This is a genomic window from Microbacterium sp. AG157 (genome assembly GCF_003385695.1).
Classification (GTDB): Bacteria; Actinomycetota; Actinomycetes; order Actinomycetales; family Microbacteriaceae; genus Microbacterium; species Microbacterium testaceum.
The window spans coordinates 34,427-60,150 of record NZ_QRDK01000003.1; the positions used below are offsets into that span (position 1 = coordinate 34,427).

General features: G+C 66.5%; 16 protein-coding genes and 1 tRNA gene. 4 read left to right on the forward strand and 13 right to left on the reverse strand.

Annotated features, from left to right (window positions below):
- Positions 1-49: 49 nt before the first annotated feature.
- The 8 genes from DEU35_RS09680 to DEU35_RS09715 all read right to left on the reverse strand — a co-directional run bounded on the left by DEU35_RS09680 (position 50) and on the right by DEU35_RS09715 (position 16,417).
- Entirely contained in the window at positions 50-4,201 is a 4,152-nt protein-coding gene (locus tag DEU35_RS09680; RefSeq protein WP_116239382.1) for a LamG-like jellyroll fold domain-containing protein, read from the reverse strand.
- Positions 4,202-4,428: 227 nt separating this feature from the next.
- Positions 4,429-8,805, reverse strand: coding sequence for a family 43 glycosylhydrolase (locus DEU35_RS09685; RefSeq protein ID WP_258873474.1), 4,377 nt, complete (start codon positions 8,803-8,805; stop codon positions 4,429-4,431).
- Positions 8,806-8,982: 177 nt separating this feature from the next.
- Positions 8,983-10,020, reverse strand: a complete 1,038-nt coding sequence (locus tag DEU35_RS09690; protein ID WP_103208482.1) for a LacI family DNA-binding transcriptional regulator — start codon at positions 10,018-10,020, stop codon at positions 8,983-8,985.
- Positions 10,013-11,557 carry a sugar ABC transporter ATP-binding protein gene (locus tag DEU35_RS09695; RefSeq protein WP_116239383.1) on the reverse strand — a complete coding sequence of 515 codons (1,545 nt, stop codon included), beginning with the start codon at positions 11,555-11,557 and terminating at the stop codon, positions 10,013-10,015. The genes DEU35_RS09690 and DEU35_RS09695 overlap by 8 nt, the downstream gene beginning before the upstream one ends.
- A 70-nt stretch (positions 11,558-11,627) precedes the next feature.
- Positions 11,628-12,647, reverse strand: a complete 1,020-nt coding sequence (locus DEU35_RS09700; protein ID WP_103208481.1) for an ABC transporter permease subunit — start codon at positions 12,645-12,647, stop codon at positions 11,628-11,630.
- Positions 12,647-13,690 (reverse strand): ABC transporter permease, encoded by a 1,044-nt coding sequence (locus DEU35_RS09705; protein ID WP_103208480.1) that lies wholly within the window; start codon positions 13,688-13,690, stop codon positions 12,647-12,649. The genes DEU35_RS09700 and DEU35_RS09705 overlap by 1 nt, the downstream gene beginning before the upstream one ends.
- Positions 13,687-15,297 (reverse strand): sugar ABC transporter ATP-binding protein, encoded by a 1,611-nt coding sequence (locus DEU35_RS09710; protein ID WP_258873477.1) that lies wholly within the window; start codon positions 15,295-15,297, stop codon positions 13,687-13,689. The genes DEU35_RS09705 and DEU35_RS09710 overlap by 4 nt, the downstream gene beginning before the upstream one ends.
- Before the next feature lie 136 nt (positions 15,298-15,433).
- Complete coding sequence (locus tag DEU35_RS09715; protein ID WP_103208477.1) at positions 15,434-16,417, reverse strand: ABC transporter substrate-binding protein; 984 nt, start codon at positions 16,415-16,417, stop codon at positions 15,434-15,436.
- A 247-nt stretch (positions 16,418-16,664) separates the two neighbouring features.
- On the opposite strand from DEU35_RS09715, the gene DEU35_RS09720 reads away from it, so the two are divergent.
- On the forward strand, positions 16,665-17,228 hold the full coding sequence (locus DEU35_RS09720; RefSeq protein ID WP_103208474.1) for a flavin reductase family protein: 564 nt from the start codon (positions 16,665-16,667) through the stop codon (positions 17,226-17,228).
- 81 nt (positions 17,229-17,309) lie between these two features.
- Here DEU35_RS09720 and DEU35_RS09725 read toward each other — a convergent pair whose 3' ends face one another.
- A complete protein-coding gene (locus DEU35_RS09725; RefSeq protein WP_103208471.1) occupies positions 17,310-18,197 on the reverse strand; it encodes a DUF808 domain-containing protein in 888 nt (295 codons plus the stop codon).
- Positions 18,198-18,448: 251 nt separating this feature from the next.
- Here DEU35_RS09725 and DEU35_RS09730 point away from each other — a divergent pair, with 251 nt between their 5' ends.
- Both DEU35_RS09730 and DEU35_RS09735 read left to right on the forward strand, forming a co-directional pair.
- Entirely contained in the window at positions 18,449-19,039 is a 591-nt protein-coding gene (locus DEU35_RS09730; RefSeq protein ID WP_116239384.1) for a molybdopterin-dependent oxidoreductase, read from the forward strand.
- A complete protein-coding gene (locus tag DEU35_RS09735) occupies positions 19,036-19,767 on the forward strand; it encodes an FAD-binding oxidoreductase (RefSeq protein WP_116239385.1) in 732 nt (243 codons plus the stop codon). The genes DEU35_RS09730 and DEU35_RS09735 overlap by 4 nt, the downstream gene beginning before the upstream one ends.
- A 197-nt stretch (positions 19,768-19,964) precedes the next feature.
- On the opposite strand, the gene DEU35_RS09740 is transcribed toward DEU35_RS09735, so the two are convergent.
- The 4 genes from DEU35_RS09740 to DEU35_RS16855 all read right to left on the reverse strand — a co-directional run bounded on the left by DEU35_RS09740 (position 19,965) and on the right by DEU35_RS16855 (position 23,425).
- Positions 19,965-20,053: transfer RNA gene (locus DEU35_RS09740), tRNA-Ser, on the reverse strand.
- A gap of 95 nt (positions 20,054-20,148) precedes the next feature.
- Positions 20,149-21,438 carry an LCP family protein gene (locus DEU35_RS09745; RefSeq protein ID WP_103208463.1) on the reverse strand — a complete coding sequence of 430 codons (1,290 nt, stop codon included), beginning with the start codon at positions 21,436-21,438 and terminating at the stop codon, positions 20,149-20,151.
- A gap of 187 nt (positions 21,439-21,625) precedes the next feature.
- A complete protein-coding gene (locus tag DEU35_RS09750) occupies positions 21,626-21,940 on the reverse strand; it encodes a hypothetical protein (RefSeq protein ID WP_116239386.1) in 315 nt (104 codons plus the stop codon).
- Positions 21,941-22,354: 414 nt separating this feature from the next.
- Entirely contained in the window at positions 22,355-23,425 is a 1,071-nt protein-coding gene (locus DEU35_RS16855; protein ID WP_147301855.1) for a hypothetical protein, read from the reverse strand.
- A gap of 296 nt (positions 23,426-23,721) precedes the next feature.
- Here DEU35_RS16855 and DEU35_RS09760 point away from each other — a divergent pair, with 296 nt between their 5' ends.
- Positions 23,722-25,698 carry a hypothetical protein gene (locus DEU35_RS09760; protein ID WP_116239388.1) on the forward strand — a complete coding sequence of 659 codons (1,977 nt, stop codon included), beginning with the start codon at positions 23,722-23,724 and terminating at the stop codon, positions 25,696-25,698.
- The last annotated feature ends 26 nt before the right edge of the window (positions 25,699-25,724 follow it).

Here is a 25,724-nt window from a genome sequence, read left to right on the forward strand (position 1 = left end):
GAAGACGCCCCGGGGGTTCGGGCCCCCGGGGCGTCTTCGCGATTCGCGGTCAGGAGCGCGCGCGCTCCCGTCGACGGGCGACCAGGGCCACGCCGGCCGCGAGGATGGCCGCTCCGGCGAGGAGTCCGCCGAAGCCCGCGAAGGTGGAGCCGGTCATCGCGAGGGAACCCGACGCAGACGCCGTCGTCGACGCGCGCGATCCACCGGCCGCCGCTCCCCCACCGCCAGCCGGCACCGCCCCGGCGCCGCCTCCGCCCGCTTCGCCGCCGGCGGCGGCGGTGATCGCGAGAGCCGTCGACGCCGAGCGCTGAGAGAGCGCCCCCGTGGCGATCAACTGGTGGTCTCCGACCGGTGCCGATACCGGCACCGCGAGGGTCGCCGACACCGCCCCCGCGGCATCCGCCGTCGCCTCGCCCAGCACGATCGGGTCGGAGTGCAGGACGAACCCGACTTTCTCGCCCGGCGCGTATCCGGCGCCCGAGACCTCGACCGATCCCCCCTGCGCCACCGAGGACGCGTGGGTCGAGACCGTTGCGGCGGCCGGGGTCGTGTCGGGCCGAAGGGCGGTGAAGGTCATCCGGTCGAGATTCGGCGCCCACTGCGAACGAAGTCCCAGGGTGGGGTACCGCTCGGAGATGTACGTGACCCCGTCGAAGTCGGGCTGCTCCTCCGACGCGAAGCGGATCGAGTTCTCCCCCGCCTGCAACTGCACCTCGACGGTGAGATCCCAGAACTGGTTGGCGTTGTAGCTCTGCGGGAACAGCACCTTCTGGATCGGGCCTCCGTTGACGGAGATGTCGGCTCGACGAGCCACCGGGTCGGGGTTGTAGTGGGACGACGGCGACTGCTCCTCGTTGGAGTAGCGCAGGGTCATCGCGTACGTCCCTGCCTGGGCAACGGTCACCTTCTGGGTGAGGGTGTTGCCGTTGCCGGGCGCTCCACCGATGCCGACGACCGCCTTGCCGCCGCTGGCGAGCGAGAGGTCCTGAGCCTTCGCCGAGCCCGCGAGAGTTCCGGCCTCCGCCTCGATGGTCTGCGAGGCCAGCTCGTTCTTCGAGGCCTGCACCGCCACGCGGTCCAGGGCGAGGGTCCCGGACGCCCCGACGACCTCCACCTTGTTGATACCGCCGACGAGGAAGGCCGGGATCACGGCGGTGTCGGCCACCGTGCCGAGATCCACACCGTTGACGCGCAGGGTCGCGGTGCCGCCTCCGAGGGTCTTCACCTCGAGGGACTTCTCGGAGTCGTCGGCGTTGTACACCCAGAAGGTGACCGACTCGCCGCTCGCGACGGGCACGTACCCCGATCCCGAGACGCCCGCCTTGTCGTACGCGGCCGCGGCGCCGTGCAGGACGGCGTTCTCGGCCTCGTAGATGGGCGTGTACCCGGGGTTGGGCTGGGTCAGGTCGATCTTGTCGATGATCGCCGTACCGACGGTCTGCTTGGTCCCGTCCAGACTCTTCGCCGCGATGGTGATGGTGTTCTTGCCCGCCTGCAGGTCGACCGTCGTGTCACTGTGATTCCAGACGACCCACTTGTATCCGAGCTCCGCGTAGATCTCCTGTTCGGCGCCGCCGTTCACGGTCACGAACATGTTCACCGGCCCCTGCGCGAGATTGAGCTGGTCCTTGTTGTACGCGCTGGCGAGGACGCTGAGATCGTAGGAGCCGGCGGCGGGCACGTCGACGTCGAAGGAGATCTGCAGGTTCGATCCACCGCGGATCCCACCGACGTCCTTCGTTCCCGAGGTGTAGAAGCCGCCCACGTTGCTCGGCGTGCCCTCGGGACCGTTGATCTCGGGGGCTGCTCCGCTGAAGCGGGCGTCCTCCGCCTCGTACACGCCGCGCCACGACACCGGGGACTGCGCCGGGCTCGAGGCGTTCTGCCCCGGAGTGACGATGATCTCGTAGGCCGAATCGGTACCGAGCGGCGGCAGGCCACCCTCGCCGAATCGGAGACCGAGCGACCCGTTCGTCACGGGAGCATCGAACTCTGCGACCGTCTGCGGCTCGCCGGAGTCGCCGATCTGACCTGTCCAGCGGATGTCTCGCACCTGGACGTGAGCCGTTTGCGACAGGTAGTCCGGCAAGCGGTCGAAGTACACGTTCTGGTTACCCGAGCTCCCACCCAGCAGAGCGTGGACCTTCTTGTCGGCGTCGTCCACGGTGGCGACGCCCTGCAGGGTGTAGCTCTGTCCGGGGCGCGGCGGATGCACCGCCACCGTGTCACCGGTCATGTTGCCGTAGGCGTTCAGCAGCCACCACTGGCCGTTCCCGCGGTTGGACTGGACGGCGGAGTCGCTCAGATTGCCGTCGATGTTCCAGTAGGCGATGTCGGCGTCGATCTTGCTGTCCTCGATCGCGGAGATCCACTGGATCATCTGCGCGGGAACCGAGGTGTGGTAGTTGAACGCGTACTCGTTGACGTTGATCGGCAGGTGCTGACCCGCCCACTTCGTACCCGCGAAGAGCTCGTCCTCCCACCCGCGGTACTTCGCGACGGAGTCGCGGATCGTGGCGGGATTGCTGAGCTCGTGCCAGGTGAAGGCCTGGGGCACGGTGTCGTTGGCGATCGCGTGCGCGAGGAACCCGTGGTCTTGGTCGAAGAGCACACTGGTGTTCGGGCCGCCGATTCGCGCATCGGGGATCTTCGAGGTGATCAGCCGATAGGCGCGATCCCACGCGCTGAAGAAGCGGTCGGGGTTGTCGAGCCAGCTCTGACCCCAGAACGACTGGTCGCCGTTGCCGTACATGTTGCCCTCGGGCTCGTTGAAGGGCACGAAGACGATGCGCTTGCGGTACTCCTCGGGCAGCTGAAGGACCTGGTCGACCTGTTTGCCGATCGAATCGAGGAACCACGCCTCCTTCTCCGCGCCGTTCGCCCCGGGCACCTCGTAGGGGAAGCCGCGGTTGATGTCGGTCATGTAGATGTACACGTCGCCGTTCGAGGAGTCGGCGAGCGGCTTGACCACCTCGAGGGCGTCGGCACCGGGGTGCTGCGGCCCGTCCTGAGCCTTGGTCGAGACGGTGCGCAGCTGGATACCGTCGATCAGATTGTTCGAGGGGAGGCCCGGACCGTAGAGCCCGTAGAGCGTTCCGGACGCGCCACCCATGAACGCCCCGGTGCGGTCGCCGACGTCGATCGAGAACTCGTCGGGCGTCGTGACGCGCACTGTCGCGGTGACCGCGGTGTCGGTGCCGTCCACCGTGCCGGTGACGGTGAAGACGCCGCGCTGGGCGTAGGCGGATGCCGGCACATCGGCCCAGGTGACGGGAGCGAGGCGTTGCTGCCCATCGTCGAACTCGGCTTTCACCCCGGGGAGGTTCGGAGCTGCGCCGACGTCGGTCTGCACATCGACGCTCTTCTGCAGGACGGTTGTGAGCTTCGGCGCAGCGTCGCCGGCGAGTGCTCGCACCTGTCCGAGGGTGAGGGCGGTGTCGTACACCTGGAAGTCGTCGATGGCACCGGCGAAGAAGGGGTGCACCCCGGTCCAGAAGGGCTGCCCGATGTAACCGGAGTTGGGTGACGAGGAGCCGAACAGGGCAGTGGAGACGTCGGCACCGACATTGGTGCGGCTCACCTCGAGGCCGTCCAGGTAGTAGACCAGCGCCCCGGAGTCGATGGTCGTGGTGACGAGGTGCCACTCACCGGTGGGCAGAGCCGTCGACCCCGATGCCCCGGCTTCACCCCGGGTGGTGGGCTTGACGTTGGAGCGGGCCTTGTCGTCGCCCTGGAACCGCGGGGTGTAGAAGGCCGCGCTGTCTTTGTCCTTGCCCAGGGTGTACAACCACTGGAAGGCGTCGCCCCCGTCCCATTTGACCCATGAGGAGATGGTCGTCGAGGTCAGCCCCTGGAAGAGTCCCGCGGGCACCGTGATGTAGGGCGAGGTGGTCGAACCGGCCGCGCCGCCCGAGAGGTGGAGGGCTTTTCCGCCCGACGGGCCGTCGACCAGTTGCGCCGACCCCGGGTTGGCCAGCAGACCATCGCGTCCCTTGCCCGACTCGTCCTTCACCGTCGCGGTGACGGATGCCGCGCCGTCGAAGTCGTAGTCGAGGATCAGGTGGCTGCCGGCGTCGGCGCCTGCTGCCGCCTCGGCCTGCGGGGGGTGTGCGGGGGAGCCGATGGCGAGGGCGGCGACGACCAGCCCTGCGGTGACGGTGGCGATGGGCGCGCGTGCGGCACGCCGTCGTGTCGACCTCATGGAACTCTTCTCTCATCGTCGAGGGGGAAGCCGGTTCGATCGTCGAACCGGTTCGACACACAATAGACGGGTGAACCGCGGAAGGTCAACGGGTGATTTCGGGGACGCAGGGTTGGGCGCAGGTCGTCCCGTCTCTCATCCGCGATGCACCCATCCCGCGTCCGTTCCACGGGAGAGGGGCCCGGATGCTATGGCATCCGGGCCCCTCTCTTTTCACCTTCTGCCGGCTACGACACCGCGCGACGCGGTCGACGCGTCACCCAGACCGCCGCTCCCGCGACCAACAGGAACGCCGCGAGCAGCGCTCCCCCGAGGGGACCCTGGGCGCCGGTCGCGGCGAGTTGCCCCTTCGGCACGACCGTGATCGGCACGCGCTGGACGATCGAGCCGTCCGCCGCGAAGACGACGATCGTGTGCGCGCCCGCTTCGAGGTCCGCCGGGATGCGGACGTCGAAGACGACCCGACCTGCCGCATCGGCGACGGGGATGCCGGCGATGCGGATCGGCGTGCTGCGCAGTTCGGCGGTGACCTGCTCACCGGCCTTCAGGCCGGTCACGGTCACCCGTACCGTGCCACCGCGCTCGACGGTCGTCGTCGACACCGAGGCCGAGGGGGCCACCGGAGACGCCGTCGGCTGCACCGTGGGCTGACCCGTCGGGGCGACGGTCGGCGTCGGGCTCGCGCTGGGCGAGTCGCTCGGCGAAGGCGACGGGCTCCCGGTCGGGGAACCGCTGGGTGACGGCGACGGGCTCGGCTCCGGGTTCGTCTCGGTGGGGACCTCGCGCGGGGCGACGCTGGTGAGCGTCGGAGTCACGGTTTGGAAGAGGCCGTCGGCCCCGATCCGGACCCGATCGATCGTCGTCTCCCGGTTGGTCCCGCCGCCGCCGGGGATGGCGAAGCGATGGTAGGCGATGTACCACTCGTCGGTTCCGGGCACGTTGACGATCGAGCTGTGCGCCGGTCCGAGGATGCCCTGCGAAGGATCCTTCTGCAGCAGGATGCCGCGGTAGGTCCACGGTCCGTCGATGCTCGTCGACGTGGCATAACCGACGCGGTAGTCGGGAGATCCGGTGTCGTCGATCGAATACGTCAGATGGTACGTCCCGTCTCGGAAGTTCATGAAGAGCCCCTCACGGAAGTCCGGCAGACCGGTGATCGGTTTGATCGTGCCCGCCGTGATGCTCTTCATGTCGTCGGACAGCTCGCCGTAGACCGGCTTGCCGTTCCCCCAGAACAGGTAGTACTTGCCGGTCTGGGGATCCCGGAACGCGGCCGGATCGATCGCCTGCCCGCTGTTGACGCTCTCACCGTTGGTGATCATCGGCTGCGCCTCGGCGGTGAACGGACCTTCGGGGCTGCTTGCGACGGCCACACCGATCATCTTGCGGTTGGCGTTCGGCTCGTGCCCGCTGAAGTAGAAGTAGTACTTCCCGCCCTTCTCGATGATCGTCGGAGCCCAGGCGTTGCCGGTGGCCCAGGGGACGTTGCCTTTCGCACCGTCGAGCGTGAGGAACGGCTTGTCCGACCGCGTCCAGTCCACGAGGTTCTTGGACTTCCAGACGTAGAAGGTGTTGCCGCCCCAGCCGGGGGTGCCGTCGGTGGTGGCGTAGATGTAGTACGTGTCGCCGAACACCGCGATGTTCGGGTCGGCATACAGCCCCGGCAGGACCGGACTCTTCATCTCCACGGCCCGGAGCGTCCACACCGTGTCATCCTGGCCCGGCGTCTTCAGCGTGACGGTCACCGGAGCGCCGAGGTCGCGCAGTGTGCCCGACGGCGGGGTGGCCGTCGTGCCCGTTGCGGTGGTGAAGGTCGGCCGCAGCTTCGTCAGGTCGGTGCCCGGCTTGACCGGGAGGGTCACCGTGCGAGAGGCGGCGTCGACCATGGGGGCGACTTTCAAAGCACTCGCATCCTGCAGGCTCACCGATCCGAGGATCGACCCGTTGCCCGATTGTGCGACGATCTCGGCGCCCGAGAGCGCGCGGTTGTAGAGGGCGAACTCGCGCACCTGGCCACGGAGCAGATTGTCGGCGTTGTAGACCGACTTGCCGATGTAATTCGCGAGCGTTCGCCCTCCGCCGATATCGCCCGGGCGCACCGTGACGTTCGTGTTCTCGGCGACCTGTTGGCCGTCGAGGTACAGCCGTGCCGTGGATCCGCTGAGGGTGTATGTGACGTTCACCCAGCGATCGCGCGGCAACGCCGACGCGGACTGCGCGTTCTGCTCCCCCGACCAGTTGCCCGTCGTGAGCGCTCCGCGCAGCTGATTGTTCCCCGTCGCGAAGAGGTAGCCGTTGCCGGTGCCGTCCTGCGCGGTGTTTCCGAACGCGTACAGGAAGTACGGGTTCTTCTGAGCCGCGTCGACGCGCATCTCGGCCTGGACCGTGATGTCGGTCGTCCCCGCCAGCACGTTGTCGGGCAGATCGACGTAGTCGTCGGTGCCATCGAAGGTCAGGGCGTCGTCACCCCAGGCGGCGTTTCCCTTGATCTGCGCGTCACGCCCCGCACCGGAGCGGTCGTGCAGGGTCGACCCGGACCCATCGGTGAAGTCGTACCGCAGGAGCTCGCCCTTCTCGTTCGCGGCGAGCGGCTGCGGGAGGTTCGCGCGCAGCGCCGTGAGCTCCGCCTGCGTGACGGGCATGACCGTTCCATGACGGGGGCTGCCGGGCAGACGGTACGAGGCCGGGACCTTCCAGTCCGGGTTGGCGATGTCGGTGGTCGCGAGCGGGATGTAGCCGCGTCCGCCGTACTCGTCGACGAACAGGTAGTACTTGTCGCCGTTGACGTCACCCGGGTTGGACTTGAAGATACTCGGCCCCTCGACCGCCTGCGTGCCGGCGTTCTTGCCGATGCACGAGGTGACGAGCTTCCACTGGTCGAGCGGGGCGGTCAGCACGGGCGAGCTCTCCTGGATGATGTCGCTGCACCCGGTGGTGCCGGCGCCCTCGTCCTTGGTGAAGCGCTGATAGACGCCGTTCGCCTTGATCACGGTGGAGTCGATGCGCGACATGCCGCCCTGCCAGACCTTGGTGTCGCTGAAGGTGACGAAGTCGCGCGTGGTGGCGTACAGCATGCTGTTGGCGACGTTCGAGGTGTGGTTCGGGTCGTTCTCGGGGTAGATCTTCGACGCCCAGAACACGACGTACTCGCCCAGCGACTCGTCCCAGTACGCCTCGGGCGCCCAGGTGTTGCCCGCCGTGTCGGGCGAGACCTTCACATGGCGCTGCGCGCTCCAGGTGACGAGGTCGTGCGACTCCCACACCTCGAGGTACTTCGAACCGGTGCGCTGCGAGCGGTCCCAGTTGCCGTCGCGTCCGATCGAGAGGTCGGTGGCGATCAGGTAGAACGTGTCACCCTCGGGGGAACGGATGAGGAAAGGGTCTCGCAGCCCCTTCTCGCCGAACGTCGAGGTGAGCGTGGGCTGTCCGTTGTTCAGCTCCGTCCACGACAGGGCGTTGTTGCCGTTGCTCGCGGCGAAGTAGATGTTCTCGCCCGCGACGGAGTTACCGGTGAAGTAGGCGAAGGTGTAGCCCTCGAAGGGGCCGATCTGCGCCGCCTTGCGGACCGTCGCGGAGAAGTCGCGCGTCTGTGTGACGGCGTTCTTGGTGACGGATGCCGTGAGGGTCACGGTCGCGTCGGCCGACGGCCGCGTGACGGCTCCGTCGGCGGTCACGATCTTCGCGTCCGAGGTCGTCCAGGTGACCGGGAGCCCCTGCGACGAACCGGGGAGGGTCAGGTTGCCGCGGACGTCGTCGACGTTCGTCACCGTCAACGCGCCGAGAGCCGACTGCACGGCGGCACCGTCTTCGGGCGTCTTCACGAGGGCTTTGACCTCGGTGGCCGAGAGGGCGCGGTCGTAGATGCGGAAGTCGCGCAGACTTCCGGCCAGGCGCTTGTCGGGGGTGTAGTTGGAGCGACCGAGGTAGTTCGCGGTCGTGGTCCCGCCGCCGATCATGCGGGGGAGCGTGGTGGTGTCTGTGTTCTCGGCGATCTGGACGCCGTCGATGTACATGCGCGACGTCTTCGACCCGGCGTCGAGCGTGTAGGTCAGCTTCTTCCACACCCCGCGCTCGAGGGCGGCAGTGCCCTCGGCCTTCTGCTCGGTGCTCCAGTTGCCGAGGGCGATGCCGGTGCGCGCCGGGTTGCCCGTCGCGAAGAGGTAGCCGTTGCCGTACCAATCCGTGGTGTTGCCCAGACCCCAGATGAAGTAGTTGCCGCTCTGCTCGGGGCGCACGATCACGTCGGTACTGACCGTGATGGAATCGAGCCCCTTCAAGATGTCGTTCGGTAGCTTGATGTCGTCGTCGACGCCGTCGAGACGGACGCCGTCCGCGCCCGCGAGCGTCGGCCCACCCTCGAGCGTCGCGTTACGACCGTTGCCGGAGGTGTCGCGTGCGACGGTTCCGGAGGTCTCGTCGAGCGGGTAGGCGGCGACGAGACCCGCGTCCGCGGCGACGGCGCCGGCGATCACGGGCGCGGTAAGGGGCGCCGCGACGAGGGCGGCGATGACAGGGACGGCGAGCGTCCAGCGGGAACGGCGGCGCGAGGGCGCCGATCGGTCGTCAGGGATCACGGGGGTGGGGTCCTCTCGTGGGTGCGTCATTGCAGGAACCGTCGTCATCGACGGCCACCTGCATGTTAGCGCTCACACACCACGATGACCAGGATGGTTACGTCAACAGCTGCTCCGCCGACCGTGGGAGCGGTGTCATCACATCGCGTTTCGCGGCCGGGCGCCGCCCCCGACCGACAGGAAGGCGAGACGACCGTACCGGTGGCCTCAGCGGGAGCGCCGCGAACCGGTGGGCCGCTCGGCGGGCGCCGAGTCACGAACGACGAGACGCGTCGGGAGAGGGGTGCTCTCGCTCACCGTGTCGGGCTCCTCGACCGCGAGCAGCACCTTCTGCATGAGGATCTCCCCGAGCGCCGCGAAGTCCTGACGGACGGTCGTCAGCGACGGGTAGAGGAAAGCCGCCTCCGGGACGTCGTCGATCCCGACGACCCCGACGTCTTCGGGGACCCGCAGTCCGCGCTCGCGCAGGGCCGAGAGCACACCGATCGCCATGTGATCGTTGGCGACGAAGATGCCCTCCCCCGGGGCGATGTCCGCCTCGCTCGCGATGCGGTACCCGCTTTCCGCCGACCAGTCCCCGTGCACGAGCGCGGTCGACTCGCTGCGCGAGGAAGCGAGCTCCTCGCGCCATCCGCGGATGCGCTCGACGGCGTCGGGATTGCGGGCGGGGCCGGCGATGTGACGGATCGGACCGTACCCGGCCTCGCGCAGGTGCCGCACGGCGCTGCGGGCCGCGCGGTACTGGTCGATCGCCACGAGCCGCGGGTGGGGACGGCTCGTCGTCGCCGACGCGACGATGGGGATGTCGAGATCGAGCGCCTGGACGGATGCCAGCACCTCGGTGTCGACGACGATGAGCACGATGGCATCCACTCGCTGCTTCAACAGCCCGTCGATGGCCGCGCGCACCGCCACGGCGTCGCCCTGCGGAGAGCTGATGGCGTCGACGTTGTACCGGGCCGCGCGGGCGGCGAAGTTGAAGTTCATCGCGATCGACGAGGGGCCGTAGTCGACGCTGCCCGGGGTGACGAGGCCGATGGTGCGGGTACGGCGCGTGACGAGGGCCCGGGCGGCCGGCGACGGGCTGTACCGCAGCTGTGCGATCGCCTGCTCCACCCGTGCGCGGGTGGCCGGGCGCACGTTGGGCATGTTGTTGAGCACGCGCGAGACCGTCTGATGCGAGACGCCCGCCAGGCGGGCCACATCGAAGATGTTCGCCGTACGCGCCGCTTTGTCGTCAGCCATGGGCCGCCTCACCGGGACTCTCGGGCTTGGCCACGAGAGCCAGGAGGGCGTCGGGGGTGAGGTCGACGGCGGGGACGATCTGTGCGAGGACTCCATCGCGCATCACCGCCACCAGGTGCGCCACGCGCAGTACTTCGTCGAGCTCGGCCGAGATGTAGATGATCGAGAGCCCGTTGTCGGACAGTTCGCCGACGAGGCGCTGGATCTCGGCCTTGGCACCGACGTCGATCCCCCGCGTCGGTTCGTCGAGGACGATCACACGGGGAGAGAGGGCGAGCAGGCGCGCGAGGAGCACCTTCTGCTGGTTGCCGCCCGACAGCGTCGAGACGGGGCGGTCGATGTCGGCGGGTCGGATGTGCAGAGCCTCCACCCAGCTGGTCGCGAGCTCGCGGCGCCGCGCCGTGCTCATACGACGCAGGACGCCGCGCTGGGCCTGCAGAGCGAGGCTGATGTTGTCGAGCACGCTGAGGTCGCCGATGACGCCCTCTGTCCGTCGGTTCTCGGACGAATAGGCGATACGGCGGCTCATGGCCTCGCGCGGCGAACCGAACCGCACGGGGTCACCGTCGACGAACACCTCCCCCGAGCCCGGCCGGTCCACGCCGGTCAAGGCCCGGGCGAGCTCGCTGCGTCCGGAGCCGAGGAGGCCGGCGACCCCGATCACCTCACCCTCGGCGAGGTCGAGATCGGCGTCGCGCAGACGCGGACCGGCGGTCAGGCCACGCGCGCTGACGACGGCGGGGCCCTCGCTCTCATCGACGGTCCGCTGGCCGAGAGGGGCGAGAACGCCCGCAGCAGCGCCGAGCATCTTCTCGACGAGATCGATGCGCAGCAGTTCCTGGGTCGCGTACTCGCCGACGAGGAAGCCACCGCGCAGGACCGTGACGCGATCGCAGATCTCGTAGACCTGGTCGAGGAAGTGCGACACGAACACCACCGCGATACCGGTCTCCTTCAGCTCGCGGATCACCCGGAAGAGTTCCGCGACCTCGTCGGCGTCGAGGCTCGAGGTCGGCTCGTCGAGGACGAGCACCTTGACGTCGACCGAGACCGCGCGAGCGATCGCGACGAGTTGCTGGATCGCCAGCGGATGCGACGACAGGATCGAGACCGGATCCACCTCGACACCCAGAGACGCCAGGGCGGAGGTGGCCCGACGACGCATCTCGGCGTGGTCGATCATGCCCCACTTGCGGGGCTCGCGGCCGAGGGAGATGTTCTCGGCCACCGTGAGGTTGGGGAGGAGATCGATCTCCTGGTACACCGTCGAGATGCCGGCCGCCTGCGCCTCGGCGGGGGACGACAGCCGGACGGGCGTGCCCTCGACGAGGATCTCGCCGCTGTCGAGACGGAGGGCTCCGGTGATCGCCTTGATCAGCGTGGACTTGCCGGCACCGTTCTCGCCCATGAGCGAGTGGACCTCGCCGGCCTGCAGCCGGAAGTCGACGCCCGAGAGCGCCGACTCGACGCCGAAACGCACCGACGCCCCGCGCACCTCGAGGAGGGGCGGGGCGACGGCGGCGGGCATGGGGTCCATCATGCCCGCGTCGGAGCGAGAGCGCTAACACCGCGCGGCAGTGTGTTTCCGCGCAGCCCGCGGCCGAATGTCAGCGACTGAGCGCGGAGCGCGACACGATGACCCGCTGCACGACCACGAACAGCAGCAGCAGGGCACCGACGGTGATGCGCGTCCAGGACTGCTCGGCTCCCGAGAAGGAGATGATCGTGCGGATGAGGCCGTAGACGAAGACGCCGATCATCGAGCCAATGACGAAGCCGCTGCCTCCGGTCAGGAGGGTGCCGCCGATGACGACCGCGGCGATGGTGTCGAGCTCGGTACCCACACCGTTCAGCGGGTAGCCGGCGCCGGAATACGCGGTCAGGACGATACCGGCGAGACCCGCGCACACTCCGCTGATGACGTAGACCGACAGCTTCGCGCGGACGACGGGCAGGCCCATCAGGCGAGCCGACTGCTCGTTGCCGCCGACCGCGTAGACCGTGCGGCCGAAGCGCGTGTAACGGAGGACGAAGGCGGCCAGCGCCACCGTCAGGAGCGCGATGATGCCCGTCGGGGTGATGTACCAGCCGGCGAACGAGAATCGCGTCGACTGCAGCCACAGCAACCCCTCGTTGTCGACCTTGATCGACTCGAGGCTGACGACGAAGGCCAGGCCGCGGGCGAGGAACATGCCGATGAGCGAGGCGATGAACGGCTGCACGTCGAAGAACTGCACCAGCACACCGATTAGCAGTCCGATCGCCGCACCGATGAGCACCATCGCGGGGATGGCCACGGCCACCGGGACCCCGTCGCCGAGCATCTTCGCGCACAGGATGCCGGTGAACGCCATCACGGCCCCAACCGAGAGGTCGATCCCCCCGGTGAGGATGACGAAGGTCATTCCCACCGCGAGCACGAGCAGGTACGCGTTGTCGAGCAGGATCGACGACATGATGCGGTTCAGCTGGAAGTTCGGGAAGTACCACATGGCCCCGGCGATCATCACGACCAGGATGATGACCGCGGCGAAGACGGGCACCCACGAGATGTGACGGCTGAGGAAACGGCGGTACGAGACCGCGGACGACGACGTCGAGCGTCGTTCTTCGGTGAGAGTGGCCATCAGGACAGCACCTTTGCGTCAGGACGTCGGGTGATCGGACGAAGCGCACTGCGCCCCGCCGTGTGGAAGTACGCGCGGAAGCGTCGCGACTGCAGGAGCACCACGATCAGCACGGCCGCGGCCATGAACACGGGGCTGACCGCGGGCGGAACACCCAGGAAGGTGATGGTGCTCTTCAGCGTCTGGATGGTGAAGACACCCACGACGGTTCCGGCGAGGCTGAACTTTCCCCCCGCGAGCGAGGTACCGCCCAGAACGACCGCGAGGATGGCATCCAGCTCGATGTAGAGACCGGCGGCGTTGGCGTCGGCGGCCATGATGTTCGAGCTGTAGAGGATGCCGGCGATACCCGCGAGGGCGCCGCTGGCGATGTAGGCGCCCCAGATGATGCCGCGCGAGCGGACACCCGCCAGGCGGCTGGCCTCGGGGTTGATACCCACGGCCTCGGTGAGCATGCCGAGGGCCGTTCGACGCTCGAGGATACCGACGACGATCACCGCGAAGATCGCGACGAAGAACGCGAAGGGGAGCCCCAGGACGTACCCGCCGGCGATGAACTTGTAGGGATCACTGTTGATCGTGGTGATGAAGCCGCCCGTGATCAGCAGCGCCACACCGCGGCCGGCGAGCATGAGCACCAGCGTGGCGATGATCGGTTGGATGCCGAGGACAGAGACGAGGAACCCGTTCCAGACCCCGAGGAGCAGGGCGACGCCGACGGCCGCGGCGATCGCGGTGAAGACCACCCCGAGGTTGCCGGGGTCGGGCGACGCCTCGATGACGGTGAGGGCGACAGCCCCCGAGACGGCCATGATCGCGCCGACCGAGAGGTCGATCCCTCGGGTGGCGATGACCAGGGTCATGCCGAGGGCGACGAGCATGAGCGGCGCGCTGTTGCGCAGGATGTCGATCAGCGACCCGTAGAACTGACCGTTCTGCATCGTGATGCTGAGGAAGGACGGTCGCGAGATCGTGTTGATGGCGATGAGCGCGAGCAGCGCCGCGATCGGCCACACGAGGCGGTGGGTGAGGAATTTCTTCATGCGATCTTCTCCCGATCGGACGACAGTGTCTCGGGTGCGGTGTGCGGCGGTGCGGCGGATGCCGACTCGGGTTGCCCCTCGGCGATGTAGGCCACGAGAGCGTCGAGGTCGACGTCGCGGGTGGCCAGTTCGCCGATCTTACGACGGTCGCGCAGGACCGCCACGCGCTGGGCGAGGCGCAGCACCTCTTCGAGTTCGGACGAGATGAAGATGACCGCGAGGCCCTTCTCGGCGAGCTCGGCGACCTTGCGCTGGATATCGGCCTTGGCACCGACGTCGATGCCACGGGTGGGCTCGTCGAGGATGAGCAGCTCGGGCGCGGTGGCCAGCCACCGTGCCAGCAGGACCTTCTGCTGGTTCCCGCCCGACAGGTTGCGGATCAGGGCGTTCGGATCGGCGGGGCGCACGCCGAGCGCCGTGATGTACTCCTCGACGACGGCCTGCTTCTCTGCGGCGCTGATCTTGCGCAGGGCGCCGCGGCGGGCCTGGATGCCGAGCACGATGTTCTCGGCGACGGTCAGGTCGCCGACGATGCCCTCGGCGCGGCGGTCCTCCGACGAGAACGCGATGCCGCGGTCGAGAGCGTGGCGGGGCGACCCGGTGCGAGCGCCCGAGCCGGACACGTGCACGGTGCCGTCGTCGGGCCGATCGGCGCCGGCGATCAGGCGAGCGAGTTCGGTGCGGCCGGAACCGAGGAGTCCGGCCAGTCCCACGACCTCGCCCGGGTAGACGTCGAGGTCGACCGGCTCGAGGGCGTTCTTGCGCCCCAGCGAGAGCGCGCGCAGCACCGGGGTGCCGCTGCGGTCGATCGGGCGCTCGGCGCTGGCGGAGATGGCATCCAGCTCGCCCAGCTCGCGTCCGATCATCTTCGCCACCAGCTGCTCACGGCCGAGCTCGGTGACGGGGTACTCCCCCACGAGGGTGCCGTTGCGAAGCACCGTGAGTCGGTCGGAGATCTCGTAGATCTGGTCGAGGAAGTGCGAGACGAAGAGGATCGCCACGCCGCGGTCGCGGAGATCGCGGACGACGCCGAAGAGCTGCTCGACCTCGCCGCGGTCGAGGCTCGAGGTGGGCTCGTCGAGCACGAGCACCTTGGTGTCGACGACCATCGCGCGGCTGATGGCGACAAGCTGCTGAAGGGCGATCGAGTGGCTGGCGAGGATCGATCGCGTGTCGATGTGCACGCCCAGCTCTGCGAGGTAGGTGGCGGCCGCGGCGTGCGTGGCCTTCCAATCGACCATGCCGGCTCGACGGATCTCGTTGCCGAGCATGACGTTCTCACCGACGGTGAGGTTCTGGCAGAGGTTGACCTCTTGATAGACGGTGGCGATGCCCGCGGCCTGGGCGTCGGCGGTGGCACGGAACTGACGCTCGGCCCCCTCGACGCGGATGACGCCTTCGTCGATGCCGTAGACGCCGGTCAGGGCCTTGATCAGGGTGGACTTGCCGGCGCCGTTCTCTCCCATGAGGGAGTGCACCTCACCGGCGTAGAGGGTGAAGTCCACGCCGTCGAGCGCCTTCACCCCGGGGAACTGGATGCTGATGCCGCGCATCTCCACCACGGCTGACCGTTCGGATGGCTTCACGGCGACCCGTTCAGATGTCATTGTCGATCGCTTTCTCGGATCGGGAGCGTGCGGGGCCGGTGGGTACCGACCCCGCACGCCGGGGAGGATGGTCCGTCGATGCCGGGGCGATCGGACGGGGTGCCGTCGAGGGGAGTCGACGACGGATCCGTGCGGATCAGTAGGGACGGCTGTCCAGGACCTTCTTGGCCTGCTCCTGGTCGAACGCCTGGTCCTCGACGATGTAGCTCTTGTCGACGGACTCGCCGGCCACGACCTTCTTGACGACCTCGGCGGTCTTCTCACCGAGGAGCGGGTTGCACTCGACGATGTAGTTGAACTCGCCGTTCGAGAGGGCGGTCATGCCGTCCTTCACCGCGTCGATCGTGACGATCTTGATGTCGGTGCCGGGCTTGAGGCCCGCCGCCTTGATCGCCTCGAGAGCGCCGAGGCCCATGTCGTCGTTGTGGGCGAAGAGCAGGTTGATCTGCGAGCCGTACTTCTGCAGGAAGCCCTCCATGACGGTCTTGCCGTCGGCGCGGGTGAAGTTACCGGTCTGCGAGTCGAGGACCTTGATGTCGGTGCCCTTGATCGCGTCGTTGAAGCCGGTGGCGCGGTCGGTCGCGGCGGACGAACCCGTGGTGCCCTCGAGAACGACGAGGTTGGTGGGCGTCTTGCCGAAGTTGTCGGCGACCCACGTGCCCGCGGTCTCGCCCTCCTTCTTGAAGTCGAGGCCGATCCAGCTGGCGTAGAGGTCCTTGGATGCCGAGACCGTGCGGTCTTCGAGGATGACGGGGATGTTGGCGTCCTTGGCTTCCTTGAGGACGTCGTCCCAGCCGTCGCTCACGATGGGGGCGAGCACGATGGCGTCGACACCCTGGTTGATGAAGCTGCGGACCGCGGCGATCTGCGCCTCGGGCTTGTTGTCGGCCGCGTTGAAGACGAGGTTGAAGCCGTTGGCCTCGCTGAACGCCTCTTTCATCGACTCGGTGTTGGCGCTGCGCCATCCGCTCTCGGAGCCGGTCTGGGCGAAGCCGACCGTGATCTTGTCGCCGCTGCCGCCACCGGCGTTTCCGCCGCCGCCCGCACCGGCGCAGCCGGTGGCCGTGAACGCGATCGCTCCGACGAGCGCGATGCCCGCGATGATCTTGTTCGCCTTCATGATGAAACCTCCTCGTTTCGCCGGCTCCGATGCCGGTCATGTGATGCAGCCCCTCGGGTGAGCCGTGTGTGAATGTTAGCGCTCACAGAACGTCTTGTGTCAAGGAATTCGGCGTTACGGATGATCACGGATTGATAAATGTGAAGCCTCACACGGCAGCCGGGGTCGATCGCGTGATCGCCGGGAGCGTTTCGCCGTATTGCGTCCGGAGGGCCTATCCCCCGCGGGAGCGCCTACGGTCGTAGTCATGACTTCGCTTCCGCACAGCGCCCCCGAGGGCACTCCCGCCATCGGCACCTCGGTCTCGGCGGACGACTTCAAGAGAGCCTTCCGCGGCCACCCCGGCGGCATCGCCGTCATCACCGCGTACGGAGAGAACGGCCCCGTCGCGCTCACCGCCTCGTCGGTGTCGTCGGTGAGCGCCGACCCGCCTCTGCTGATCTTCTCGGTGTCGGCCCTGTCGTCGGCGACGCCGACGATCATCGCCGCCGATACGATCGTGGTGCACCTGCTCGACGCCGAGGACATCTCGCTCGCCCGCGCCGGAGCCACCAGCGGACTCGACCGCTTCGCCGACACCACCACCTGGTCGCGCCTGTCCACCGGGGAGCCCGTCTACCACGGCGTGCGCGCGTGGCTGCGGTGCAAGGTCGTCAGCCGCATGGATGCCGGTGGCTCCACCGTCATCGCCGCTCAGGCCCTGCAGGTCGACGTCGAGCGCGACCTCGAACCCGGGGAATCCGGCGCCGCGCTGGTGTACCACAACCGTGCGTGGCACCGCCTCGGCGAGCACTCGCGCCTCGACGACTGACGCCCGCCGGCGCGTACGGCGCAGGGAAGGGAACTCAAGGCCGAACCGGGCGAGAGCTTCTCGACCGCCCGTGGGTGAACGTCAGTGCGCGGCTGCGCCGCGTCGCGTCAGTCGCGAGATACCGGTCACGACGCCCACGATGAGGAGCCCCAGGATCAGCCCGAAGACGGCCGACATCGCGGTCTCGACGGTCCAGACCACCACCGGGCCTGCGGCCTCGATCGCGTGCGTGACGAGATGGACCACGTCGTAGGGCCCCGACCACAGCGTCTCGGCGAGGTTCTGCAGCACGAGGTGCCCACCGACCCACAGCATCGCGACGGTGCCGATCACGCTGATCACGCGGAAGACCGCGGGCATGGATGCCACGACCCGGGCGCCGAAGCGGCGGACGCCTCGCGACTCGCTCTTCATGAACCGCAGGCCGATGTCGTCGATCTTCACCAGCAGCGCGACCGCACCGTAGACGACCACCGTCATGGCCAGGCCGATGACGAGCAGGGCCCCCAGCGTCATCCAGATGCCGAAGTCGGGGTCGAGGCTCGACAGGGCGATGAGCATGATCTCGGTGCTGAGGATGAGGTCGGTGCGGACGGCCCCGAGGACGAGCTTCTTTTCGTCGCGCGGCTCGTCGGCGTCGTGCTCGCCGTGGCTCACGCCGAACCACTCGAGCACCTTCTCGGCGCCCTCGAAGCAGAGGAACCCACCGCCGATGATGAGCAGGTACGGCAGCACCCACGGCGCGAACGCGGTGAGCAGCAGCGCGATCGGGATGATGATCACGTACTTGTTGATGATGCTGCCGAGCGCGATCTTCCAGACCACGGGCAGCTCTCGCGCGGGGGTGAGCCCCTGCACGTACTGCGGAGTCACGGCGGCGTCGTCGATCACGACGCCGGCCGTCTTCGCGCTCGCGCGCATGGCGGCGCTGAGGATGTCATCGACGACGGCGAGCAGACCGACCGACATGCGCTTCTCCCTGGGGTGCGAGGGGCACGGCGCATGCGCACCGCAGGCACGACCCTATCGGGCCGGGGCGCCGCCTCGACGGGGGTGGCATGGCGGCACGCACGGTCACTTCGCGCGCGGAGGAGAACGTACGCGCGGAGGACATTCCACGGCGCCAGGTCCTCCCCTCGCCGATTCTCCTCCCGTCCAGGCGCTGTGTTCCGCGCACGCCCGAAGTTAGGGTGAGGCCAACACGAGCAGCAGGGGGTCGTATGTCGTTCATCACGCGAGGGTTCTCGGGCCGGCGACGGGAGCGCGATCCGCGGCTCCCGCCCGGGCAGACGCTCGTCGGTGACTGGCCTGTGCTCTCGGCCGGCCCGACCCCCGTCGTCGCCGACGAGACGTGGGAGTTCGCAATCGGCACCGAGAACGGCGTGCATCGCTGGACACGAGCCGAACTCGAGGCGCTCGGGGTAGAGGACGTCACCGTCGACATCCACTGCGTCACGCACTGGACCAAGCTCGACATGCCGTGGCGTGGGGTCTCGCTCGACCGTCTCTTCGCCGAGGTCGAGACCTCGCACCGCTACGCGATGGTGCATTCCTTCGGCGGCTACACGACGAACATCGCGCTCGACGACCTGCGCGGCGGCAAGAGCTGGATCGCCTTCGAAGCCGACGGGGCACCCCTCACCCCCGAGCACGGGGGACCCGCGCGGTTGCTCGTGCCCCACCTGTATTTCTGGAAGAGCGCGAAGTGGGTGCAGGGGCTCGTCACCATGCCGAGCGACAAACCCGGATTCTGGGAGCAGAACGGGTATCACCCGCACGGCGACCCGTGGCGGGAAGAGCGCTACGGGTGACCCGCCGCTCCCCCGCCTGGCACGTCGCAACCGTCGTCGAGTCGCGCCCCGAGACCACGACGGCGCGCCGCATCGAGCTCGAGGTGCCCACCTGGCCCGGCAATGACGCGGGCGCTCACGTCGACGTCCGCCTGACGGCTCCCGACGGCTACCAGGCATCTCGTTCGTACTCCCTGGCCTCGTCGGGCGCGGGCACGCGGCTCGTGCTGGCCGTCGACGAGGTGCCCGAGGGAGAGGTGTCGCCCTTCCTCGTGCACGACCTCCGCGCGGGAGACCAGATCGAGGTTCACGGACCCCTCGGCGCGTTCTTCATCTGGCATCCCTCCGACGATCCCTCGCCCGTGCAACTGATCGCCGGCGGCTCGGGCGTCGTGCCCCTCTTCGCCATGGCGTCGGCGCACGCCGCGAGCGATGACCCCGCGCCGTTCCGCCTGCTGTACTCGGTTCGCTCTCCGCAGGATGTCTTCTTCGCCGACGAGGTGTCCGCCCTCGCCGACGATCGCTTCCGTCTCGACACCGTCTACACACGCCGCATCCCGCCCGCGTGGCCAGAGCCGCCCGGTCGGTTGACCCCTGAACGCCTGCGGCACGCCGTGTTCTCGCCGCTCGAGCGCCCGCGCATCTACGTGTGCGGCCCCACCCCCTTCGTCGAGGCCGTTGCGGGATGGCTCGTCGACGCCGGGCACGACCCCGTCCGTGTGAGGACGGAGCGGTTCGGCGGCGCTTGACGACTCCGCGCGACGGCGATGCCCCGAGCGGTCCGTTCGTCGAGCTTTCTTGGGGTGGGATGCCAAGGCATCCCACGTCTCATGCTCCTGACGCGGGCCCGCGGAAGGCGTGGCCGCGGTCGTCGTGTTCGCGAGCCCGAGGAGACCGGCAGCGGCCCGGGCATCAGAAAAGCCCCGGCGAACCGGGGCTTTTTCTGCGGAGACGGAGGGATTTGAACCCTCGGTCCCCTTACGGGGACTCCACCTTAGCAGGGTGGTGCACTAGGCCTGACTATGCGACGTCTCCAGGTGATCGACGCCCTGCGGCGCGAACACACCGGTCCATACTAACCGGATGCCGCCCGGCATTCGAACCACGTTCGGCATGCCGGGCGGCGAGGCTCAGCCGCGGACGTTTCCATTCGAGCAGGTCGCTTGCGCGGCGGTCTGCCCGGCGATGCCGCTCGGCAGCTGGATCGCGTCCGACGTGGGCGCGGGCGAGGCCTGAGCGGTCTCGGTCGGCGCCGGGCTGGCGGTGTTGACCGGGGCGGGCGTCTGGGTGGGAGCGGGCGTCGCGTTCGCATCGACGACCACACCGTTCCCGTCGCTGAGGTTGCCCGACAGCTCGAGGGGCTGGTTCGCCGCGAGGGCGGCCCACAGCGTGTCGGCGTCAGTGCGGTCGGGCACGACGCGGTTGGGGTTGGAGGGGTCGGTGTAGGTCGGGTACTGGATGAAGACGATCTCGTTGAACGGCACGTCCTTGACCGCGGACGCGATCTGCACGAGCGTCAGCGGGTTCGTCAGCGACGTCGAGGGGTCGACGTTGCGCAGCGCCGTCGAGGCGAGCTTGTAGAGCGTCGCCGGGTTCGACAGCACGTCCTGGCTCTTCAGCTTGTTCGCCAGTCGCGACATGTACTGCTGCTGGTTGGAGATGCGGCCCAGGTCGCCGCCGTCGCCGACACCGTGACGGGTGCGGAGGAACTGCAGGGCGTCCAGACCCTGTACCGTGCGCATGCCGGCGGGCCAGTCGATTCCGGTGTAGCGATCCTTGATTCCGTTGGCGATGCAGACGTCGACGCCGCCGATCGCGTCGGTGATGTTGATGACGCCGCCGAAGCTGACCTTCGCGGCGAAGGGGATCTCAAGGCCGCTCAGCTCCGAGATGGTCTGCACGACGCACGAGAGGCCGCCGTACGAGAACGACGAGTTGATCTGCTGCTTGCTCATCGCGGAGGTCTCGTTGCCGTCCTTGTCGGTGCACGACGGGATCGGCACCATGAGGTCGCGCGGGAACGAGATGACGGTGACCCGGCGAGGAGCGTCGGAGATGTGCACCAACATGTTGACGTCGTTGAGGCTGCCCTCGGAGTCGGCGCCCGTGCAGCGATCGCCGAAGAGCTGGGCGAAGCTCGGCTCGCACTCGTCGGTACCGACGAGGAGCATGTTCACGCCGCCCTTGAGCTCACCGAGGTCGGGCGGGACGGCCGGCTGACCCTTCAGCTCGACGGCGTCGGCGGTGAAGCTCTGGGTGAGATCGACCGCCGCGTAGGCCAGGACAGCACCGCCCGAGACCAAGAGGACGGCGAGAGCGATCGCAACGCCGCGGAACAACTGCGCGAGGGGGCCCGGCGAGGTGAGTCGCCCGTGGCGCGCGACGGTTCGCTGACCGCGCGGGGTGGAGGTCTTGCTCACTCGTGTCCTTTCGAGACGGATGCCACCGGCCCGGCAGCACGTCGACCTCGACGAATCGGCGAGAGGTCGGGGTAATACTAGGGACCGCGATCTGTGAATGCCGTGAGGATCGGGCGTTTCGCCGTGGGTTTGCGCGGAGCGGCTCAGGGCCCGAGACGGGGAAGCCCACCCAGGTAGGCGCAGGGAGTCAGGCCTGAAGCGTCAGCAATCGATCCACGAGATGTTGCAGTGATGGCTCGCCCGCAACGCCCCACTCGGGGCGAGTGCGACTCAGTCGCTCGAAGAAGGAGATGAGCCGCCGCCGAAGTTCGCCCTCATCAGGCTCTGCATCGATGGCCGGCACTATACGCACGACCTCCCCGTCGACATAGACGCGTAGGCGGCGACCGGTGGCGTCGAAGGCCTCATACACGCCATCTTCGACGTCGATTGCCTCGACGTACTGGCGTGCGCCGGAGATCGACAGATGAGCGGTGAGGTCTCCCGCATCATCCAGAACCACCGGAAGATGGATTTCGGGGGAGAGTGCGCTGCTCGCCAACGGCTTCTCGGATTCTTCTGGCGGGGCCTGAGAGGGTGGCAGTGCTCACCGTCATCGGCATCTCGACGAGTCGGTAATGATAACGGGGATGAACGTCCGCGAGGTCACGCTTGTGCCGGCGACCGCGACGTCAAGCCGAAACCCCGCCCAAACTCTCGCTTGGACGGGGTTTGAACACGGCACGTGTGGCGGAACCTGCGCGATGGCTTTCGAACCCCTCGTGGGAGACGAAGCGACTTCTCGACTGGATTGCATCGCGTGGGTAGGTACGCGCTCTATCGCAGTAGCAGAGCAGATCCTTGATTGATACTCGCTTCGCCTCCGGGAAGTGGACGAGATATCCGCTGTATCAGAGTACCGGCGGCACTTGAGGTGTCAGGCCTTCTCATCAGGCACCAAAAGCGCTGATGTCCCGTCCTCAAGTCGAAGCAAATCGGCAGCAAGCATGTATGTCCAAACAACACACATCTCGGCCTCAGCCGTCGTTACGGTGTCATGCACTCCCTTGCTCGCTAGAGCATCGAGAGACTTCAGCCTCCCGCCCAGCGAGTCCAAGGTCTTTTGCATCGCGTCACTCTGGCCATGCTTGCCGAGCGTATCGCGAACGTACTGCAATAGTCGGTTTTTGTAGTGGTCATCCGACATCTTTCGATCGACCCCATCTACACCCGTGATGATCGCATCTGTGGCTGGGTATAGATGGTCGGCGAGTTCCTTGATCATTCGACGGCAAGAGGTCAATGATTGAGATAGTTCTTGAGGAGAACCATCGTGGAGGCGATCCTGTGCCGCCACAAACTCAGCAAGAGCGGAAGGCGCGTATTTAGACAACGAAGAGTCAACGTATTCCTGAGCTCGAACAAAGACACCGGCGCGAGTCTCGCCGTTATCCAAGTCCATCTCAGTCGTGACGAGAAATTCATGGAGGGCCGTCCTGACGCGCCCAAGAATTGATTGAAGATGGTCGATAAGCGGTAGCATTTTAGCCTGACCACTGTCCGCATTACGCTGCGCGATCTGTAATTCATACCCGGACAACCCCACAGGGACAGCGAAACTTTCATATGCTGCCTTCACCGTCACCAGGCGGTCTTCTAGCTTGTTGATGGGCGTCGTATCTACACCATCGTTACCGTTGATGTCAGTCGACCGGTTTCTTTCGTAAATCTCATAGGCCCGCAGAGACTCCTGAGCACCCGCCTCGGCCCCAAGGAGCGAATCGATCTCCGACCGGATGCGGACGATCGTCGCATTAGCTCGATCTAGACGAGCCTCCGCCCTTATGTCAGTAACCTCAAACTGCATCCACAGTTGGTGCCCGTAGTCCTTGCGCAGAGCCGCAATCCGGCTCGCCCTACGTAAATGCACCGAGAGGTTCATACCCGGCGAATCGAACTCATCAAACGCCTGGGAGAGAAGGTGACGTATCCGCGTCGAGTCTGGCACATGCTCACACTAAGACCACACGGAGCGCTCAGCGAGGATTGAAAGACCGCGCGGCTCTGGCCCCATATTGGGACGAGACCGTCCGAACAGTGTGCGTAGCCCCCCATCGGAGAGGCCTAAGTCGTTGTCCGCTACGCTCCCCGCCCACGAAGGGCCAAAAGCTCTACGCCTGCTTGACACAGTCGTGACAACGTCTCATAGTCAGCCCACAGATTGCGGCAAGCCGACCACCGACGTCGGAGGCCGCCACCAGACTGTCAAAGAAGCGGCCTGCGGCCAGATGGGGGACGATATTGATGGATGACGACGAGGACTCGCTACGCCGGGTCAGATTCTATGGAGTACACGACCTGTCTACGGGGTGGCAGTTGCCTCGCGTGGTCGAAGTTGTCGAGCATTTCGATCCCGAGAACCCTCCTGCAGACACCGTCGACGTTCTCGAACTGTTCAACGTGGAGCAGTACCTAACGGAGAACATCCTCCCCTCCGACTACAGCGCGGCGCAGAGGTCCGACGCGATGGCAAAACTGCCGCAGATTCGCGGCGTCATCGCACGACACTTCTCGGCGATCAACGAAGGCAACTTCGCTGAGCAGATCGCCGGGGTTGACTGGCAGTTTCGCGACGACTTGCTTGAGCTGCTCGGACGCCACGGAGCGTTCAAGCGGTGTGACGGCCAAACAGTCCTGAACGAACTTCAGAAGATTCGGATGCATGTAGGCCAGATGCTTGCGCATCAGGCTCTCGTTAAGGCGTACGACGCAGACCTAACGACCCTACTGTTGAGCACCCCCGCAAATGCAGAAATTCTCATACGGAAACACATTGAGGGATCGTCGAGGAGTCCGATCTTCACCCCATCCAGTCTCTCCACAGCACAATCCCGGGGACTAATAGCAAGCTACCTCGATAGCGAGGAAGCAAATCTAAACTTTGTCAGACTAGTCCGTGATGCCCGAACCATCGCCGCCATAGGACTCGATGCAAAGCTGAAGCTACAAGCGAAGCGTCGACACGAAGAGATGACGAAGAAGTTCTTCGAGGAAAACAATGCAATAAAGACAGGTTACGGAGTCGGCCTCTCGGATGATCAAGATGAGCCTGTTCGCGCCGAGATGAACGACGACGATGGCTGGTCTGTCCAGTACACATATAGCGTCGCCTGGCTTGAGGACACGCTCGACGAGCCGAGCATACTCAACAACTTCATGCATGTGTTCGAGTTTGTCGACGATCAAGCGCTCCTCACGATGCCCTCATACGCGAACCAAATTGGAGCAATCGAGGGACTGTTCGGCTCGAAGGGCAAAGATGACTATGCCACTGGCAGCGCGTTCGGAATGGTTGATAGTCTCACGTTTCTTCGGCTGCACATCTACGTGCGGTTCCTTGAGTCGAAGAACATCGAAATTGAGAAAGTCATTCAGTGGTTCTTCGAATCCTACATTCTCGAAGAGTTTGGTGCAGCGAACTTCTCGTTCACACCCTCAGCCCAAAGTACGTCTTATTTGACGAGAGCGCGGCAGCTTTTCGCCGAGATGGAAAGCATCGCAAGCCAGTTTGATCTATACGCACAGGAGGGGCATCTAGACCGAGACCTTCTCGCTATCGGAGCCGATCAGGTGCGGTACAAGTCCATCGCTAGCCTCGTAGCCGACAAGTATGCATATCCAGTCGACGGCAGCACAGTATCAATCGTCATCTTCCAACTCTTCTCAGACCAGTCCCCGATCCACTACATCAGCGAGGACCTGAACGCGGACAGCGCAGAAGAACTCCTTACAACTGAGAACGTCTCTTACGATGACTTTCGGCCGGACCAGCGGCATGTCGTTGACTTCCTTATCGAGAACGGGGCGATAGAGAAAGTAGGTTCGCGCATACTGATCACCAATCGTGCGCGACTAAGGATTCTGCGCTCGTTCTACGATAGGGAAGCTGTGAATATCTCTCATCTGTCCACAGCCGGGAAGGAGGAGATCAAGAGTATGGCGGAAATGGGTTGGGTAACAGTAGAGTCAACCCTTCTTACAGCACCAGAGGGGACGTATTTCAATTACATGCTCAACACCCTGGAACATGGAAACGGCCCTAAGCTTCGAAACAAGTATCTGCACGGCACTCAAGCAAACGGTGCAACAGAGAACGAGCACGCGATCGCATACACCCGTGCACTTCGCCTCCTCATCGCAATAGTTATAAAAATCAACGATGACTTCTGTTCCCAGGCCGAGGTTGCCCGCATGGAAGGGGAACCGTCGGAGACACTCTGACAGATAACCAGTCGACAGCGTGAATT